Annotated in this window: 13 protein-coding genes; 9 read left to right on the top strand and 4 right to left on the bottom strand. The window is 64.2% G+C overall.

Going from position 1 to position 19,041, the window contains the following annotated elements:
* On the bottom strand, positions 1 to 689 hold a 689-nt coding region (locus tag VN047_RS06330; protein WP_325541174.1), incomplete at its 3' end, for a tetratricopeptide repeat protein.
* Between the two features lie 158 nt (positions 690 to 847).
* On the opposite strand from VN047_RS06330, the gene gdhA reads away from it, so the two are divergent.
* From gdhA to VN047_RS06305, 5 genes are read left to right on the top strand one after another with little or no spacing between them, the layout of a single operon-like run.
* Positions 848 to 2,203 (top strand): NADP-specific glutamate dehydrogenase, encoded by a 1,356-nt coding sequence (gene gdhA / locus VN047_RS06325; protein WP_325541173.1) that lies wholly within the window; start codon positions 848 to 850, stop codon positions 2,201 to 2,203.
* A 48-nt stretch (positions 2,204 to 2,251) separates the two neighbouring features.
* Entirely contained in the window at positions 2,252 to 3,715 is a 1,464-nt protein-coding gene (locus VN047_RS06320; protein ID WP_325541171.1) for a multiheme c-type cytochrome, read from the top strand.
* A gap of 4 nt (positions 3,716 to 3,719) precedes the next feature.
* Positions 3,720 to 5,729: a hypothetical protein gene (locus VN047_RS06315; RefSeq protein ID WP_325541169.1), complete on the top strand. Its 2,010-nt coding sequence runs from the start codon at positions 3,720 to 3,722 to the stop codon at positions 5,727 to 5,729.
* A gap of 3 nt (positions 5,730 to 5,732) precedes the next feature.
* Positions 5,733 to 7,676 (top strand): hypothetical protein, encoded by a 1,944-nt coding sequence (locus tag VN047_RS06310; RefSeq protein WP_414712671.1) that lies wholly within the window; start codon positions 5,733 to 5,735, stop codon positions 7,674 to 7,676.
* 6 nt (positions 7,677 to 7,682) lie between these two features.
* Positions 7,683 to 11,987: a hypothetical protein gene (locus tag VN047_RS06305; RefSeq protein ID WP_414712672.1), complete on the top strand. Its 4,305-nt coding sequence runs from the start codon at positions 7,683 to 7,685 to the stop codon at positions 11,985 to 11,987.
* 3 nt (positions 11,988 to 11,990) lie between these two features.
* Here VN047_RS06305 and VN047_RS06300 read toward each other — a convergent pair whose 3' ends face one another.
* Complete coding sequence (locus VN047_RS06300) at positions 11,991 to 14,084, bottom strand: bifunctional (p)ppGpp synthetase/guanosine-3',5'-bis(diphosphate) 3'-pyrophosphohydrolase (protein WP_325541165.1); 2,094 nt, start codon at positions 14,082 to 14,084, stop codon at positions 11,991 to 11,993.
* Positions 14,085 to 14,210: 126 nt separating this feature from the next.
* On the opposite strand from VN047_RS06300, the gene VN047_RS06295 reads away from it, so the two are divergent.
* Entirely contained in the window at positions 14,211 to 15,095 is an 885-nt protein-coding gene (locus tag VN047_RS06295) for a glycosyltransferase family 2 protein (protein WP_325541163.1), read from the top strand.
* Positions 15,096 to 15,164: 69 nt separating this feature from the next.
* Here VN047_RS06295 and VN047_RS06290 read toward each other — a convergent pair whose 3' ends face one another.
* The gene (locus tag VN047_RS06290) at positions 15,165 to 15,503 is read right to left on the bottom strand and encodes a CC_3452 family protein (protein WP_325541161.1); all 339 of its coding nucleotides are present in this window, start codon (positions 15,501 to 15,503) and stop codon (positions 15,165 to 15,167) included.
* Between the two features lie 125 nt (positions 15,504 to 15,628).
* Between VN047_RS06290 and VN047_RS06285 the strand changes: the two genes are divergently transcribed.
* The 3 genes from VN047_RS06285 to VN047_RS06275 all read left to right on the top strand — a co-directional run bounded on the left by VN047_RS06285 (position 15,629) and on the right by VN047_RS06275 (position 18,139).
* Positions 15,629 to 16,150 (top strand): helix-turn-helix domain-containing protein, encoded by a 522-nt coding sequence (locus VN047_RS06285; RefSeq protein ID WP_325541159.1) that lies wholly within the window; start codon positions 15,629 to 15,631, stop codon positions 16,148 to 16,150.
* 61 nt (positions 16,151 to 16,211) lie between these two features.
* On the top strand, positions 16,212 to 17,336 hold the full coding sequence (locus tag VN047_RS06280; protein ID WP_325541176.1) for a sensor histidine kinase: 1,125 nt from the start codon (positions 16,212 to 16,214) through the stop codon (positions 17,334 to 17,336).
* The gene (locus VN047_RS06275) at positions 17,333 to 18,139 is read left to right on the top strand and encodes a LytTR family DNA-binding domain-containing protein (RefSeq protein WP_325541157.1); all 807 of its coding nucleotides are present in this window, start codon (positions 17,333 to 17,335) and stop codon (positions 18,137 to 18,139) included. Before VN047_RS06280 ends, VN047_RS06275 begins: the two co-directional genes overlap by 4 nt.
* Before the next feature lie 89 nt (positions 18,140 to 18,228).
* Here the strand turns inward: VN047_RS06275 and ribA are convergent.
* The coding region (ribA, locus tag VN047_RS06270; RefSeq protein ID WP_325541155.1) for a GTP cyclohydrolase II at positions 18,229 to 19,041 on the bottom strand (813 nt) is incomplete at its 5' end.

Below are 19,041 nucleotides of genomic sequence, written 5' to 3'. Positions count from 1 at the left end.
ATCGCGCGCGCGGCGACCGGCATCTCGTCGGCGGTCAGCGGACGGGGCTGCGTGCTCGCGAGCCGTGCTGTGACGTCGATCTTGTGGATCTGCCCGACCTGCTCGATCGTGCGGCGAAGGTCCGCCTCCCACGGCGCGCCCTGCGGCGTGTCGGCGAGCAGCGCGAACCAGTCTTCGATCGCGCCCTTGTGGTCGCCGCCAATATCCTTTTTCACCGCGAGGAAATAGCGCGCGCGCGGATCCTTGGCGTCGAGCGCGATCGCCCGGTTGAACGCTTCGAGTCCGGCGGCGGGCATCGGGTCGCTGTCGCTTCCCATCACTCGCGCCTCGCCCAGCGCCGACCAAAGACCTGCCGAATCGGGTGAAAGCGCGACCGCTTTCTCATACGCCCCGGCCGCACCCACGAAATCGCTCAGGTCGAATCGCGCCGCGCCGAGTGCGGTCCACGCTTCGGCACTGTTCGGCTCGCGTTTCGTGCGCGCTTCCAGCTCGGCGAGTTGATCGGACGGTGCGCCCGTGCCCTGCGCCGCTGGATCGGGTGTCGAGGGGCCGGAATCGCGCCAGATCGCATAGCCGATCGCGGCCGCCAGCAACAGGAAGGCGGCGATCAATATCGCCCGGTTGGTGCCCGTCATGCCCCCCCTCGTGACCCCCGTCCCGTCTGGCGCCATCTTGTTGCTCTCGCTCATTTTTGCCCCTCTTGTGCGCTGCATGAAAAAATACGGCCTGTGCGCGCTGTCATATTGCCTTTGCTTGGCGACGGTGTAGCCTTTGGCACACAAGGTCGGTCAACGATAAAATCGTCAGGGGTCGCACCGGCTTTCCCAGTCATACAGGGGAGGGGTGCATGGCAGTTTCGGATCACGTCGACTTTTCGACGTTCATGGAAGGCGTGAAAAAGCGCAACCCGGGTCAGCCCGAGTTCGTCCAGGCGGTGCAGGAGGTGTCGGAGGACATCTTCGATTTCATCGCCGACAAGGAAGAATATCACGCGCAGCAGATATTGCGGCGCATCGCCGAACCCGACCGCGTCGTGTCTTTCCGCGTCTGCTGGGAGGACGACAACGGCAATATCCGCGTCCAGCGCGGCTGGCGGGTCCAGAACAACAACGCGATCGGGCCGTACAAGGGCGGCATCCGTTTCCATCCGAGCGTGACCGAATCTGTGCTCAAATTCCTTGCGTTCGAACAGACGTTCAAGAACGCGCTGACCGGCCTGCCGATGGGCGGCGGCAAGGGCGGGTCGAACTTCAACCCCAAGGGCAAGAGCGTGCGCGAGATCATGCGCTTCTGTCAGAGCTTCATGACCGAGCTCTATCGCCACATCGGCGCCGACATCGACGTTCCCGCGGGCGACATTGGCGTCGGCGGCCGCGAGATCGGCTTCATGTTCGGCCAGTATAAGCGGATCACCAACGAGTTCACCGGCGTGCTCACCGGCAAGGGGCTCGAATGGGGCGGGTCGCTGATCCGCACCGAGGCGACGGGTTATGGCGCGGTCTATTTTCTCGCCAATATGCTTGCTGCCAAAGGGCAGGATCTGGTCGGCAAGAGCGCGGTGATTTCAGGATCGGGCAATGTCGCGACGCACGCCGCAGAGAAGATCGTCCAGCTCGGCGGCAAGGTGCTGACGCTGTCCGATTCGGGGGGATTCATCCACGATCCAGACGGGATCAGCCAGGAAAAGATCGACTGGGTGAAGGCGCACAAGACGCACCGCCGTGGCCGGATCGAGGAATATTGCGAAGAATTCAAAGGCGCGTCCTTCACCGCCGGCAAGACACCATGGGGCGTGACGTGCGACGTCGCGCTGCCGTGCGCGACGCAGAACGAGCTGCTCGGGGAAGATGCGAAGGCGCTCGTCGCCAATGGCTGCATCGCGGTCAGCGAGGGTGCCAACATGCCGACCAACCTCGAAGGCGTGCATGTCTTCAAGGATGCCAAGATCATGTTCGCGCCCGGCAAGGCCGCCAACGCCGGCGGCGTTGCGGTCTCGGGCCTCGAGATGAGCCAGAACAGCGGGCGCCGCGCGTGGAGCGAAGGCGAGTTGCAACAGATGCTGAAAGACATCATGGACGGCATTCACAGGAGCTGCCTGACCTACGGCGATCGCGGCAACGGCTATATCGATTATGTGAAGGGCGCCAATATCGCCGGCTTCAAGAAGGTTGCCGACGCGATGTTGGCATTCGGGGTGGTGTAAATCGGCCCAGGGCGTAAAAGCGCCGGGTTGGGGAAAAGGGGTTCTGCGATGACGGCGCACGCTGGGAAGGAGCGCGGCGATCGGCCTTGGGCGGCATTTCCCGCCCTTCTTCGCGTGCGCGCGACGTTTGCCGCCTTGACGCTGATGCTGCTCGCGCTCGCCATTGCGGCATTCGTCTTCGCATCCCCTGCCCGGTCGCAAGGCGAAAGCGGCGCGCGCTACACCGGCGTCGCATCGTGTGCCGGATCAACCTGTCACGGCCGGATGGAAGGCGACGGCACCGTCGTGCGCCAGGACGAGCTGATGAAGTGGCAAGAGCCGTCGACCCCGGGCGGCGCGCACAGCCGCGCGTGGGCGGTGCTGAACAATAATCGCAGCCAGTTCATCGCGCGCAACCTCGGGATCGGGGACCCCGCGAAGGCGCAGATGTGCCTCGGCTGTCACAGCACCGCAGGGACAGCGCGCGCAGCCCCCGCGGAAGATGGCGTCGGGTGCGAATCATGCCACGGCCCTGCGGGCGGCTGGCTCGCGAGCCATTATGCCGGCGTAGGCACCAACGCCGATCCCGATCGCGAAATGCGCGACAAGCATCTGGCGAACCTGTCGGCGGGATTGAAGAAGCTCGAGGACCCGGTCGTGCGCGCGGGCGTGTGCGTCGACTGCCACTTCGGTTCGGCCGCGGACGGCCAGTTCGTCACCCACCGCATCATGGCCGCCGGCCACCCGCGCATTTCGTTCGAACTCGACCTGTTCTCGTCATTGCAAGCGCATCATCAGGAAGACGCCGACTATGGCTGGCGCAAGTTCGGCGCGGCGAACCGGCGCACCGACCATGTCCAGATGTGGGCGGTCGGGCAAGCGACCGCGATCGAGCGCAGCCTTGTGCTGTTCCAGACGCGGCGCGGGACCGAAGGGATGTTCCCCGAATTTTACTTCCTCGACTGCCACAGCTGTCATCGCCGCATTTTCGATCAGGCGAAGCCCGTGCGGAGCGGGCTCGACAATCCGGGACGCAACCTGCCCGAAGGCATGCCGGCCTATAATGACGAGAATCTGATCATGCTCGCCGCAGCGGCGCGCATGGCATCGCCTGCGCTTGCCGACCAGCTCGCCGCGCGCACCGCGGCATTCCACAAGGCGATGGCAAGCGATCGGGCGAGCGCGGTGCAGGCAGCGGCGCAGCTGTCGCAGACCGTGGCGGCGCTGAAATCCGCCTTCGCCTCGCGCAGCTTCTCGGGCGCCGATGCCTTCGCGATGGTCGATGCCATTTCGGCAAAGGCGATCAGCGACCGTTACACCGACTATTCGGGGTCGCAGCAGGCGGTAATGGGCGTCGACACGCTGCTGAACGCGATGGTGTCGTCGGGACGCGTCACCGTTGGCGCAGCGGCGGGCATCCGCGGCGATATCGATCGGGCGTACGCGGCGGTGAAGGACCCCAATGCCTACAAGCCCAGCGAATTCCAGGCGTCGTTCGGCAGCGCGGTGCGTGCCATCGGGGCGCTGCGGTAAGATCATGAAAAGCAGGACCCATCTTTTCCGTTCGGCCGCCCTTGCCGCGATGAGCGCGCTGCTGCTGACGTCATGCGGCGGTGGCGGGGGTGGCGGCGGCACGCCGACCCCGACGCCCACGCCCACCCCGACACCCACGCCGACGGGCAGCGTTTTCCAGATTCCCGCGCTGACCAACCTCACCACCGGCGATATCGAAAAGGTCATCGCGCAGGGCGTCGCCGAGGCGCAGGCGCAGAATTTCCGCGCCGGCTTCGTCGTCATCGACCGGGTAGGCAATGTGCTCGCGGTCTTTGCGATGAACGGCGCCGACCTCAGCCTGCGGACGCCGCGGGCGCCCGATGGCAGCGCCACCGACCTGCAGGGGCTCGACCTGCCCGCGCCCGCCGCACTCGCAGGCGGCATATCGAAGGCGCTGACCTCTTCCTATTTCTCATCGGTCGGCGGCGCCTTTTCCAGCCGCACCGCGAACGACATCGTCCAGGAAAATTTCCCGCCGTCGCGCATCACGCGCGGGTTCGAGAGCGGCGCGCTGTTCAGCGTCCAGCTCAGCCAGCTTCCCTGTTCGGATGTGTCCAGGCGGTTTCTGGGGGCGGGCGTCCCGGGCAATCTGGCGGGGACGAAGCGCGGGCCGCTCGGCGTCGGCGCCGACGCGGGCGCTTTCCCGCTCTACAAGAATGGCGCAGTCGTCGGTTCGGTCGCGGTCGTCGGCGACGGCGTCTATGGCTTCGATCAGGAATATCGCGAACGCGACGGGGATCTGCGCGAAGAAATCGTCGCGCTTGCCGCGACCCGCGGGTTCGAGCCGGCCGAAGCCATCCGCGCCGACCGCATCAGCATCGACGGCACGCTGCTGCGCTATTCGGAGGCGACCACGGCCGATTTCCGGAGTGGATCGTCAGCAGCACCCGCCTTTGCCTCGATCAACGGGGTGGTCGGCGCGCTGGTCTCGGTGCGCGGATATTATGACGCGGCATCGGGTATCGTCGCGGGGTCGGTCTACGGCGCCGAGGAATCGGGGGTACGTCCCGCCAACGCCAGCGACGGATATAACGACCCCGACATCTGGGTGGTCAGCGACGGCCAAGGCAATACGCGCTATCTGCCCAAAGCCGGGACCGACGCCGCGACGGTGGCAGAGCCGCTGACCGCCGCCGAAGTCCGCACGATGCTCGTCGAAGCGTTCGACGTCCAGCGCCGCGCGCGCGCGCAGGTGCGGCGCCCGGTCGACAATCGGGCGCAGAACACGATCGCGGTCGTCGATACGAACGGTGAGATATTGGGGCTCGTCCGCGGTCCCGATGCGCTGGTCGACGCCATCGACGCCGTGCCGCAAAAGGCGCGCACGACGGTCTTTTTCTCTAACGCGCTGGCCGCCGCCGATCTGGCAGCCAATGGCGATGCCGCGATCCCGCCGTTCGTGACCGCATTCCGCGGCTTCCTGTACGATCCCGGCGCGCTGACAGGCGCGACCGCCTTTTCGGGCCGCGCGGTCGGTAATCTGTCGCGCCCCAACTTCCCCGACGGCGAGGTCGGGCGACCCCCCGGACCGCTTTCGGTGCCCGAGGCGAGCTTCAGCATCTTTTCGACCGGACTGCAGTCGCGGCTGGTGACCCCGGACATCATCGCGCATGTCGAGTATATTCTGGGCGCGCGGCCAGCCGACGTTCCGCAAAGCTGTTCGCGAAGCCCGTTGGTCCCGGCGACCGGCCGCAACCGCATCAACAACGGCCTGACCCTGTTCGCGGGCGGGGTTCCCATCTATCGCGGGAGCCAGCTGATCGGGGCGATTGCCGCCTCCGGCGACGGCGACGACCAGAGCGATATGATTGCCTTTCTCGGCCTTTATAATGCCGGGCAAAAGCTCGGCACGCTGGGGCCGCCAAGCCCGACGATCCGGTCGGACCAGATTGTCGTCCCGCTTCCCGGCGGCAGCCAGCGGCTGACCTTCATCGCCTGTCCGTTCGCGCCCTTCGTCGGCACGGACCAGCAAAATGTCTGCCGCGGGCTATAGGCGATGATGGAGGGGGCTAGCCTTTGGCCGATCATCGCGACGCTCGCGGCACAGGGCGCTCCCGGCACCGATGCGCCTGCGCAGCCGCCCGAAGCCGGCCCGGCCGCGGCGGCCGATGCCGCTGCTGCTGATACTACCACGAGGGAACAACCCGGCGACGAAATGACCCCGCCGCCGCCGCCCGTCGAATGGCAAGAGAGGGTCGGGGACGATCTGGTCACCCGGATCATCGAAGGGCGCCGCCGTCCGGGCTATCGGCCCGATCTTCCCGAACTATTGTCGCAGGACAATGAAGGCGCGCTGCGCCCCCCGCCGCCGCAGGCTTTCCCGGGCATGGAAGACCAGCTCCCCGTTCCCGACCGCTGGCGCCTCATCGAGACACTGGGCGTCGTCAAGGAACGCTGGTTCGATCCCTATCACCAGAACACGCTGAAGGGCGACCGGCCGATCAACCGCGCGAAGGTGCGGTGGCTGCCGATCAAGAGCGACGACTGGTTCTTCGCGGTGAACGCGGTGTCGGACAGCGTGCTCGAACCCCGCACCTTTCCGATTCCCGTCGGCATCCAATATCCCGACCGGCCGGGGAGCAACGACGTCTTCGGTCGCCCCGAAAGCCTCGTCGCGTCGCAAACGTTCATCGTCGGCGCGGCGCTGATCAAGGGCAATACGACCTACAAGCCGCCCGATGTCGAATATCGCCTGACGCTGGCGTACAACATGAATTATGTCGAGGTCCCCGAACGGCGGATTCTTTTCGTCGAGCCGTCGAAGGGGAAGACGCGCTTCGACAGCTTCCTGGGGGTCCAGGAAGCTTTCATCGACTATCATTTGCAAAACACGTCGGATCGCTACGACTTCGATTCGGTGCGCGTAGGAATTCAGCCGTTCCAGGCCGATTTCCGCGGTTTTCTGTTTCAGGACAGCCAGCTCAGCTATCGCCTGTTCGGCAACCGCGACAACAACCGGATCCAGTATAATCTGGCGGTTATCTGGCGTCTGGAAAAGGACACGAACAGCGGGCTCAACGACATCACCCAGTCGCCACGCCGGGACTGGATTCTCCACGCCAATCTTTATCGCCAGGATTTCCCTTTCGTCGGGCTGACCAGCGAAATTTCGGCGACATGGAACATCAATCGCGAAGCGAACCGCGTCCAGATCGACGACAATGGTTTCCCTGTCCGCCCCGCGCTGATCGGCAATTTGCAGGGCCGCGACTATGATGCGATCTATCTCGGTTATGGCGTCGACGGGCGGATCGGCCGGATCAACGTCACCGCCATGGGATATGCCGCGCTCGGCAGCGACCGCGACAATGTGTTCACGGGCCGCAAGGCGGACATCCGCTCCTGGTTCGGGGCGGCCGAGCTTAGCTATGACCATGACTGGATGCGTTTCCGCTTGTCGGGCCTCTATGCGACGGGCGACAAGGATCCCTTCGACGACAAGCAGACCGGCTTCGACGCGATCTTCGAAAATCCGATCTTCGCGGGGGCCGATACCAGCTACTGGATTCGCCAGGCGGTGCCCTTTATCGGCGGCGGCCGCGCGATCGGGCTGACCGGGCGCAACGGGGTGCTCAATTCGCTGCGCTCGTCGAAAGAAGAAGGGCAGTCGAACTTCGTCAATCCCGGGACAGTGCTGCTCGGCGCCGGCGCCGATTTCGACCTGACGCCGCAATTCCGCCTTTCGACCAACGCCAACCATCTCTGGTTCGACAACACCCAGGTGCTGCAGACGCTGCGCAGCGAAGGATCGATCCCCAAGGCGATTGGCTGGGACCTGTCGATGGCGGCAATCTGGCGGCCCAAGGCGACGCAGAACATCGTCGGGCGCCTCAGCGGCGCGGTGCTGCTGCCCGGCGCCGGGTTCAAGGATCTGTTCGAGAACCAGCGACGCGACAGCGCCTATGTGTCGATCCTCGCCAATATGATTCTGAGTTTCTAGTCCATGATGCGCAAGCTCCTCATCCTGTTTATCCTTGTGGCGACGACGCTGTTCGCGGGCGCGGCGGACCTGCGGGCGGCCGATAAGGAAAAGCCGGTCAAGGTCGAATATCGCTTCACGCCGCCAGCGCCGCGCGAGCAGGGCGATGCCGAGGTCGCGGCGAAATCGAACGGCTGTTACTCTTGCCACACGCGCACCGACCAGCCGTCGATGCACGCGACGCCCGCGGTAAAGCTTGGCTGCACCGACTGCCACGGCGGCGATTCCGCCTCGCCCGCCGCCTTCGGCAAGCCCGAGCTAGGCTACAGGCACCCCGACAATATCGCCGCGATGAAGGTCGCGCACCCGCAGCCGACCTATCCGGCGAGCTGGGGCGATACTTCGGCCAACCCCGTTCGCAGCTACACATTGCTCAACCGCGAGGCGCCCGAATTCATCCGCTTCGTCAATCCCAGCGATTACCGCGTCGCGCGCGAGGCGTGCGGCGCGTGTCACCTTGAAGTGATCGAGGCGTCCGAGCGATCGCTGATGTCGACCGGCGCAATGCTGTGGGGCGGTGCGGCGTACAACAACGGCATCGTCCCCTATAAGAATTATGTCTTTGGCGAGGCCTATACGCGCACCGGCGAGGCCGCCTGCATCCTTTCGCCCTCGTCGCGCCTGACCGCCGAGGAATACAAGGAAGCGTGCAAGCCGGGCTTCGGTTTTGACAAGATCCTGACCGACGCCGAGCGGAAGCGCGGGGCGCTCGCGAAAATGTACCCGCTGCCGCGCTGGAACGTGATTCCGCCGGGCGACGTCTTCCGGGTGTTCGAACGCGGCGGGCGCAACATCAATTCGCAATTCGCCGAGGTCGGCCTGCCGAACCCGACCGGCAGCATCCAGCGGCTCGAGGAGCCCGGACGCCCTGACCTCAAACAGTCGAATCGCGGCCCCGGCACGGGGCTGCGCGTCTCGATCCCCGTGCTCAATATCCACAAGACCCGGCTCAACGATCCGCTGATGTGGTTCATGGGGACGAACGACCAGCCCGGCGACTATCGCCATTCGGGCTGTTCGGGCTGTCACGTCATTTATGCGAACGACCGCGAGCCGCGGCACAGCCTGACCTATGCCCGGTTCGGGCGCGACGGCGAGACGGCGACGGTCGATCCGACGATCGCCGAAAAGAAACGGAAGCCGGGGGGCTATGGCGACGGGCATGGCGGCGACGCGCACGGTGCCGAAGACGGCCACCACGCCGGCGGTGGTCATGGATCGTTGATCGATCCCGCCGACCCGGACGTCCCGGCGCGCCCCGGCACGCCGCAGCGCCGCGAATCGGGCCATCCGATCAGCCACGCGTTCACCCGCGCGATCCCGACCTCGCAGTGCATGTCGTGCCACATGCACCAGCCGAACATCTTCCTGAATTCCTACCTCGGCTACACGATGTGGGATTATGAATCGGACGCACCGCAGATGTGGCCGGGTCCCGACAACACGGCGCCGCGCCCACCGGGGATGAGCGACGAGGAATATCGGAAGAAATACAAGGAGCAGCGCTATCCGACAGCGGCCGAGGTCCACAAGGTGCTCGAACGCAATCCCGAAGGCGCATCGGCACGCGGGCTGTGGGCCGACGTCGAGTTCCTGCGCGATGTCTATGACGTCAACGACAGCAACAAGGATACGCAGTTCGCCGACTATCACGGTCACGGCTGGAACTTCCGCGGCATCTTCAAGCGCGACCGGAACGGCAATCTGCTGACCGCCGACGGCAACATGGCGACCTATGGCACCGACACGGCGAACATCATCGACCCGAAGGATCCCGAAAAATGGCGCAAGAGCTGCAGCCATTATACCGATCCCAAGGAGCGCGACCTCTGCCTGACGAGCGCCGATCCGGGCCGGCCCGGCGTCGAGGGCAAGTTCGTGCCGCCCGGGCTAAACCCCGGCAAGACGGTCCACATGATGGACATCCACGCCGAAAAGGGCATGCAATGCGCCGACTGCCACTTTGCGCAGGATAGCCACGGCAACGGTTATATCCAGGGCGAGGTCGCGAACGCGGTCGAGATCAGCTGCAAGGACTGCCACGGCACCGCCGACGCCTTCCCGAACCTCCTGACCTCGAACGTCGCGGCGCGGCCGCAAGGCAATAATCTCGCGCTCCTGCGCAACCCTGACGGTCGGCGGCGTTTCGAATTCCAGTATAATGACGATGCCGAAGTGATCGGGCTGATCCAGCGTTCGATCGTCGACCCCAAGCTCGAATGGCAGGTCAGCCTCGTCAAGCAGGCGGTGACACCGGGGCCGCATTTCAACGCCAAGGCGGCACGCGCCAAGCTGATGGCGCGATCCGGCAGCGAAGACGGCAAGTTCGAATGGGGCCCTGGCGTGGGACGCGAGGACCGCGCGCACGGCGACGACAGGATGACCTGCTTCACCTGTCACCTCAGCTGGACGACGAGCTGCGGGGGCTGCCATTTGCCGATCGAGGCGAACTGGAAGACCAAGTCACATCATTTCGAGGGCGAGGAGACGCGTAACTTCGCGACCTACAATCCACAGGTAGCGCGCGACGAGATGTTCCAGCTCGGACGGCACCAGCTCACCAAGCCCGGCGAACCGGGCCCGAACGGCGAGACACGCGGCATCATCACCCCGGTGCGTTCAACGTCCGCGCTGGTGCTGTCGTCGACGAACGTCAACCGCGAGCGCATCTATGTGCAGCAACCGCCGATCTCGTCGGCGGGCTATTCGAGCCAGGCGTTCGCGCCGCACTTCCCGCACACGGTGCGCCGATCCGAAACCAAGCAGTGCAGCGACTGTCACCTGTCGGCGAACGACGATAACAATGCGATCATGGCGCAGCTCAATCTGCTCGGCACCAATTTTGTCAACTTCGTCGGGCTCAACGTCTGGTCGGGTCAGGAAAACAGCTTCCAGGCGACGCGTGTTACCGAATGGGATGAGCCGCAGGCGGTGATCGGCAGCTATCTCCAGAAATACGCCTATCCCGATTACTGGAAGCTCCACGTCGAGCAGAATGGGCGCGAGCTCAAGAACTGGGTGCGCGGCAAGACCTTCGACAAGAAGGGATCGGGCGAAACCCGTGCGCTCGAGGAATTCGCCAATATCGTCCAGGGAACAAGCGGACGGGTGAACTGCCTGCAACAGCGCGGCGAATATATGTTTGTCGCCGAGGGCAAGGGCGGGTTTCGCGTCTATGACGTCGCATCGATCGGCAACAAGGGCTTTTCCGAACGCATTGTCCGCGCGCCCTTCTCGCCGCTCGGGCAGGATACGCATGTGAAGACGAAGAACGCGACGTGCATGGCGATCGCGACGACGCAGCCGGTCAGCGTGTCGCGCAACGAGAGTATCGTGAAGAATTTCCCCGAAAACCACGAACAGGTGATGCACGATATCTATCGCTACGCGGTGATCACCGACAGCGTCGAAGGGCTGATCCTCGTCGACATCGACACTTTGGCCGACGGCGAATTCCGCAACAACAAGCTGAAGCGCGCGCTGACGTGGAACGAGGGCAATATACTCGCCGGCGCGCGCCATGTGACGCTGGCGGGCAGCATGGCCTATATCACCACCGACACGGGGCTGGTCGTGCTCGATCTCTCGACGCCGCTTCAGCCCAGGGTCACGGCGCAGCTGCCGCTGACCGATGCGCGTGCGTCGGCGGTCCAGTTCCGTTACCTCTGGGTCACCGATGCCGTGGGCGTGAAGCTGTTCGATGTCACCAATCTGGCGCAGCCGGTTGCGGTGCCCGCAGGCACGGTACGGCTCGCCAACGCGCGAAAAATCTATCTCGCCCGCACCTATATGTATGTCGCAGCCAAGCAGGATGGCCTCGTGATCGTCGACGTGACGCGGCCCGCAGCGCCGATCGTCTGGCCGGGGCTGACCTTTGGCGGCATGCTCAACGATGCCGAGGATGTGATCGTGGCGTCGACCAACGCCTCGCTGTTCGGGTACGTCGCCGACGGTCGGAACGGGATCAAGGTGCTCCAGCTGACGAGCCCTGACAATCCGGGCCTCTATGGCTTCTCGCCCAAACCGACCCCCGAGCTGATCGCGTGGGCGAGGACGCCCTCGCCGGCGCTTGCGCTGTCGAAGGGGCTCGATCGCGACCGCGCGGTCGACGAGACCGGCGGGCAAATGGCGGTGTTCGGCCGCGTCGGATCGCGCCCGTTCACGCGGCCCGAGATGGAGAAGCTGTTCCTCAACAGCAAGGGCATGGTGTACAAGGTCCGCGACGAGGTTGACCAGGCGGCGTGGCGACCGCCGCTGCTTCACGCGAACTAGAGTCTACTGCCGCTCGGCCTGAACCACGGTGTCGGACGCGCGCAACGCCGATAATATGCGCATCACATGCTGGACGTCGCGCACCTCGACGACGACGTCATAGGTGTGGAAGCCGCCCTCGCGGTTCGACAGGCGCAAATTGGTGATGTTCGCCGAATTCGCCGCGAGGATACCCGACATTTCCGCGAGCGTTCCCGGTTCGTTGAGGATTACGATGCATAGCCGCGCATTGCCGCCCTCGCTGTCTTCCTGCCAGCGGAGGTCAATCCAGTCGGCATCGACACCGTCGGCGAGGCTGGGGCAGTCGATGACATGCACCTCGATCCCTTCGCCGGGTCGCGAAAGACCGACGATGCGGTCGCCCGGAACGGGGTGGCAGCAGTCGGCGAGCTGATAGGCGACCCCCGGGGTCAGCCCCGCGATCGACACCGCGGCGCCCTGTACCAGCTTTCCGGGCTTCGACTTCATTTCGGCGGTGATGCCCGGGACGAGCGCTTCGAGCACCGCGTCGTCGCTCAGGCGTTGTTTGGCGATCGCGACGTAAAGCGCGCTGTCATCCTCGAGCTTCAGCCGTTCGCGGGCCGCGGCGCGCGCCTTGTCGCCGACCTTGTTCGGCAGCCGCGCGACAATCTCGTCGTACATCTTGCGACCAAGCGCGGCGAGTTCGACCTTTTCCTTTGACCGGACATGGCGGCGGATCGCTGCGCGGGCCTTGCCGGTGACGGCGAAACCCAGCCATGCGGGCTGCGGCGTCTGCTTGTCCGATGACAGGATTTCGACCGTGTCGCCGTTGGCGAGCTGGGTGCGCAGTGGCACGAGCCGGCCATTGACCTTGGCACCGACGGTGCGATCACCGAGGCCGGTGTGGACGGCGTAAGCAAAATCGACCGGCGTCGCGCCCTTGGGCAGCTGGTGCAGACTTCCCTTGGGGGTGAAGGCGAAGATGCGGTCCTGATACATCGCGATGCGCGTGTTCTCGAGAAACTCCTCGGGATCGTGCGTCTGTTCGAGAATTTCGATGAGGTCGCGGATCCACCCGGCCTGTCCGTCAGGGGCAGTGCCGCCCTGCTTGTACGCCCAATGCGCGGCAAGGCCGAATTCGGATTGCTGGTGCATGCCAAGGCTGCGGATCTGGATTTCGATCCGCATATTCTGCTGGTGCATGATCGTCGTGTGCAGCGACTTGTAGCCGTTGCGTTTCGGCGTCGAGATATAATCCTTGAACCGTCCCGGCACCATCTTCCACTTCCGGTGGAGCAGTCCCAGCGCAGCATAACAATCGGCGTCGGTCGGAGTGACGATGCGGAATGCGATGATGTCGGTCACCTGTTCGAAACTGACGTGGCGTTCCTGCATCTTGCGCCAGATCGAATAGGGATGCTTCTCGCGCCCCGACACCTCGGCCTCGATGCCGTTCTTCGCGAGCAGCTCCTTGAACTCGCGGCTGATCGCGGCAACCTTGTCCTTGCCGCCCGCTGTCAGCTTGGCGAGGCGACCGGTGATCGTCGCATAAGCCTCGGGCTCGAGCTCGCTGAAGGCGAGCAGCTGCATTTCGCGCATATATTCGTACATGCCGATCCGCTCGGCGAGCGGGGCATAGATATCCATCGTCTCCTTGGCGATGCGGCGACGCTTGTCGGGATTCTTGATGAAATGCAGCGTCCGCATATTGTGCAGCCGGTCGGCGAGCTTCACCAGCAGCACCCGGATATCGCCGGACATGGCGAGCAGGAACTTGCGCAGATTCTCGGCGGCGCGTTCGTTCTCGGTCTGCGCCTCGATCTTCGAAAGCTTGGTCACGCCATCGACGAGGCGGCCGACGTCGCTGCCGAACAGCCGCTCGATCTCCTCGGGCGTGGTCAGCGTATCCTCGAGCGTGTCGTGGAGTAGCGCGGTCACGATCGTCTCGCTGTCGAGATGAAGGTCGGTCAAAATGCCCGCAACCTCGACCGGGTGGCTGAAATAGGGGTCCCCCGACGCGCGCTTCTGGCTGCCATGTTTCTGCACGGTAAACACATAGGCGCGGTTGAGCAGCGCCTCGTCGACGTCGGGATCATAAGCGCGCACGCGCTCGACAAGTTCATATTGCCTCAGCATCGCTCTCAATGTCGTTCATGTTGCCTATATTGCAATGCGAAATTTGTGTGCGCGCTGCCGAAGTCGTTAGCAACTTTGGTAAAGTCCGTTGGAAGCATCGTTCGTCGCAGGTAGGACGATAGACCGATGGGGACCAAAGCTCTTGATTCGACAGCGCGGCCGCGGGTGTCGATGGTGATGCCCGTGCACAATGGTGCGCGCTGGCTAGCCGACGCGATCGAGTCGGTTCTCGTCCAGGATTTTACCGATTTCGAGCTGATTCTGGTCGATGACGCGTCGTCCGACGCGTCGCCCCTGATCATGGCCGATGCCGTGCAGCGCGACCCGCGCGTGCGGTTGCTGCGCCTCGATACCAATGCCGGCCTGCCCGCAGCGCTCAATCACGGCTTTGCCGCGGCGCGCGGCGAACTGCACAGCTGGACCTCCGACGACAATCTGCTCCGGCCGCAGATGCTGACCCGCCTCGTCGCGACGCTCGACGCGCATACGGGGGCCGATATCGCCCACGCCGATTTCACCCTGATCGACGACGCGGGCGTGGAGCTTGGCCGCTCGCGCATCGGGCCGATCGAACGCCTGCTCTACGGCAACAATGTCGGCGCCTGTTTTCTGTATCGCGCCCGCGTGACCGAGGCGCTGGGCGGTTACGACACCGACCTGTTCGGGGTCGAGGACTATGACTTCTGGCTGCGTGCGGCGCGGCGTTTCACCTTCGTCGCGCTGCACGAGGATCTGTATCTTTATCGCAAGCATGGCGGCAGCCTGACGAGCCGGCGCGCCGAACGCATCCACGCCCTGACCGCCGAGATCGTCGAACGCGCCCTGCCCGAAACGCTGCCCGCGCGCAGCCGCAGCGAAATCCTGCTGGGTCTGGCGCTCCGCAGCCAGCTGCAGTGGCGCCTCGACCTCGTACGCCGCGCTTTTCAGGCCGACCCTGGGCATGTGATAGCGCAATTGCCGGCGCTGACGCGCTGGCTGCTCGTTGTCGCGCGCAATCGCATCGCCGGCTGAAACAGATTCGGGTTGGAAAAGGCCGGAAACGGCGGAGCGAGAGACGCCGCCCCCGTCCCCGCCTTCCGGTTACTTCGCAGCGTTGCAGCGCGCCAGTTCGTCGGCGTCGAGCGCCTTTTCGTTGGCGACGAAGCTCGCGACAGGGCCCGCCGCCTTGACGAGCGACGAACACATGATGAGCGGGCGGCTGTTCCCCTGCCCGGCGACACAGCTGGTGCCCTTGCACGCCCAGACGACGTCGCGCGCCACGAAACGCGCGGCGGACGCCGGACCGGCGAGTTCGGCGCGATAATAGGCTCCGCCGCCCGCCGCGCTCGCCCCGGCCGAGCCGAAAGCGAGGCTGCCGACGAGAGCAACGCCCACCAGCGACAGGGAGCGAAAACGGGGAGAAAGCTTGAATTCAGTCATCTGGACCTCCTGTTTTTTGGGCAACGTGAAGGGTTGCGAATTGCAACTAGCGCTTGAGTTGCGAAATGCAACGAAGACCCTATATTTTTTTGGCGCGCGGGCGGATTTTACGTTAGGGCATTGGTATGGGAAAATTACGCGAAGTGTTGAACGACCTGCATGGGGACAATTGCGCCCTGCCGCTGGCACTCGAAGCGATGGGCGAGCGATGGTCGTTCATGATCCTTCGCGCGGCCTTTAACGGCGTTCATCATTTCGAAGAGTTCCAGCAGGAACTGAATATCGCGCGAAACATCCTGTCGAACCGGCTGTCGCGACTGGTCGATCATGGCATCATGGCGCGCGAGGTGATGGCCGAGGACCGACGCAAGGTCCGCTACCAGCTTACCGAAAAGGGCATCGAACTGCTTCCCGCGATGATCGCGCTGCGCCAGTGGGGCGAGAAATGGGGCGCGGGCGTGCCCTCGACCCCGGTGCTGGTCGACGCGCGCGACGAACAGCCGATCGGGCCGGTCACGCTGACCGCGCACGACGGCCGCGTGATCGGCTACAAGGAATTGCTGTGGAAGCATCGTTCGGAGCTGCAGCCATTGGGGCAGGCGCGCGTGCGCGCCGATATTTCGGCGGCGCCGGTCGCGGCGGAATGACCCGCCGCATCCGCTTGCGATACCGCGCGTGCGGCCGCTGACCTCGATCCTGCAGACCGTCATGCCGCTGTTCCGACTGACTTCGCCGGGCCCCTTTTTCGACAACAAGGTGCGGGCCTTCTGGAATCTGCAGATATTGGGCTGGGCGGCGTGGCTCGGTTTGCGCGGCGTGTCCGGGCTTGCCAATGGCCAGGCCCTGACCTTCCTGATCCCCATGTTGATTTCGGCGATCACCGGCTTTTCGCTGACCCTGATCCTGTCGGTCTGTTATCGCACGCTGATCAATCGCCGGCCCATACTGATGTGGGGGGTCAGTTTCGGATTGGCGGGGCTTGCGACCGCCCTGTGGGCCTTCATCGACGCATGGGTCGCGCAAATCCAGAATCCGTCGAGCGAGCTGGGCTTCACAGGGCTGCTGCTCGGCAGCTTCTATATCGATGCCACCTCGCTCGGCGCCTGGTCGGCGCTGTATTTCGCGATCAATTATTTCCTCCAGCTCGAAGAGCAGAACGACCGCGTCATCCGGCTCGAGGCGCAGGCGGCGTCGGCGCAGCTCGCGATGCTGCGGTACCAGCTTAATCCGCATTTCCTGTTCAACACGCTGAACAGCATTTCGACACTGGTGCTGCTGAAGCAGGGCGAGCCCGCGAACGCGATGCTGTCGCGGCTGTCGGCTTTCCTTCGTTACACGCTTGCCAATGAGCCGACCGCACAGGTGACGCTGGCGCAGGAAATCGAGACGCTGAAGCTGTATCTCGATATCGAGAAAATGCGTTTCGAGGAGCGGTTGCGCCCCCATTTCGCGATCGATCCGGCCGTATCGCGGGCGCGATTGCCGTCGCTTTTGCTCCAGCCCCTGATCGAAAACGCGATCAAATACGCCGTCACGCCGCAGGAAGAAGGCGCCGATATCACGATTTCTGCACAGTTGGCCGGTCAAAATGTCCGGATCACCGTGTCCGACACCGGCGCGGGATTGTCAGCCGACGGTACGAACCCCACCACTGGCTTTGCAACGGAATCGACCGGTGTGGGTTTAGCCAATATCAGGGACCGGCTGGCGCAGGCTTTTGGCGACCAGCACCGGTTCGATGTCCATATGGGCAATGAGGGCGGCTTCACGGTGGTAATCGAGTTTCCGTTCCAGCCCGATGGGCAAATGACGATTGGAACCGAAAGAACATGACGATCAGAACCATCCTGGTGGATGATGAAAAACTGGCCACCCAAGGCCTGCAACTGCGGCTCGAACCGCACACGGATGTCGAAATCGTCGACACGGCGCAGAACGGCCGCGAGGCCATCCGCAAGATCAAGACGCATAAGCCCGACCTTGTGTTCCTCGACATCCAGATGCCGGGATTCGACGGCTTTTCGGTAATCCAGGGGCTGATGGAGGTCGAACCGCCGCTGGTCGTGTTTGTCACCGCCTATTCGGATCATGCCATTCGCGCGTTCGAGGCGCAGGCGGTCGATTATCTGGTAAAGCCTGTCGAGCCCGAACGCCTTGCCGACGCGCTTGACCGTGTCCGCCAGCGGCTCGCCGAAAAGCGCGGTGCGGCCGAGGTTGAACGGCTCAAAACCGTTCTCGCCGAAGTCGCGCCCGAGGCGGCAGGCGACTATGACGCCGAGGTCGCGCCCGACGCACATGCAGCTGATCGCTACGAAAAGATGATCAACATCAAGGATCGCGGACAGATTTTCCGCGTCGATGTCGATAGCATCGAGCGCATCGACGCCGCGGGCGACTATATGTGCATCTATACTGCCGACAACAGCCTGATCCTGCGCGAGACGATGAAGGATCTGGAAAAGCGGCTCGACCCGCGCAATTTCCAGCGCGTGCACCGCTCGACGATCGTGAACCTGTCGCAGGTCAAGCAGGTCAAGCCGCACACCAACGGCGAATGCTTCCTCGTGCTGGGTTCAGGCGCGCAGGTGAAAGTGAGCCGAAGCTATCGCGACGTGGTCGCGCGCTTCGTGCATTAAACAGACTGTCGCTCCCGCGAAGGCGGGGCCGCATCGGCCTCAAGCAACGTTGCCGGCGGCCCCCCGCCCTCGCGGGGGCGACGTGTTTATCAGAGCTGGTGTCCCGTGCGATCGCGTTTGGTCGCGAGATATCGCTCGTTATATTTGTTCGTTGGCAGTGCGAGCGGAATACGCTCGACAACCTCGACGCCTTCCTTTTCCAGCCGTGCGACCTTTTCAGGATTGTTCGTCATCAGCCGGATACGCGGGATATTGAGCAAATCGAGCATCCGCCCGGCGATCGCGAAATCGCGCGCCTCGACCGGGAAGCCGAGCCGCAGATTGGCATCGACCGTGTCGTAGCCCTGATCCTGCAATGCATAGGCGCGCAGTTTGTTGACGAGGCCGATGCCGCGTCCTTCCTGACGAAGATAGAGCAAAACGCCCCACGGCGCGTCGGCCATCGCATGGAGCGCAGCGTGGAGCTGCGGCCCGCAATCGCATTTGAGGCTGCCGAGTACGTCGCCGGTCAGGCATTCGCTGTGCAGGCGCACGACCGGCGGATTGCCGTCGCGTTTGCCGATGACGAGCGCGACATGGTCCGACGCTTCCTCGGGCGAGCGGAAGGCGACGATCTCGGCGCTTTCGCTCGCCTCGACAGGCAGCCTGGCGCGCGCCGCGACTTCCAGCCGCGTGGGGTCGAGCAGAGCCGCGACATCGTCGACGCTGCACTGTGTTTCAGCTTCGCCTGTCGCTTCGCGGACGAAGAAGGCGGGCAGCAATCCTGCGTGGCGCGCCATTGTCATGGCGGCGGCCGCCGCCGCCTCGCCGCCGGTCGCAATAGTGCGGAAGGGGCCTTTCAGCGGGTTGGCGAGGTCGAGCGCGGGGTCGGCAATCGCAAGCGCCGCGGCGACGGTGTCGGC

Source organism: Sphingopyxis sp., from assembly GCF_035565275.1.
Lineage (GTDB): Bacteria > Pseudomonadota > Alphaproteobacteria > Sphingomonadales > Sphingomonadaceae > Sphingopyxis.
This window is presented reverse-complemented; position numbering and strand designations above follow the sequence as displayed.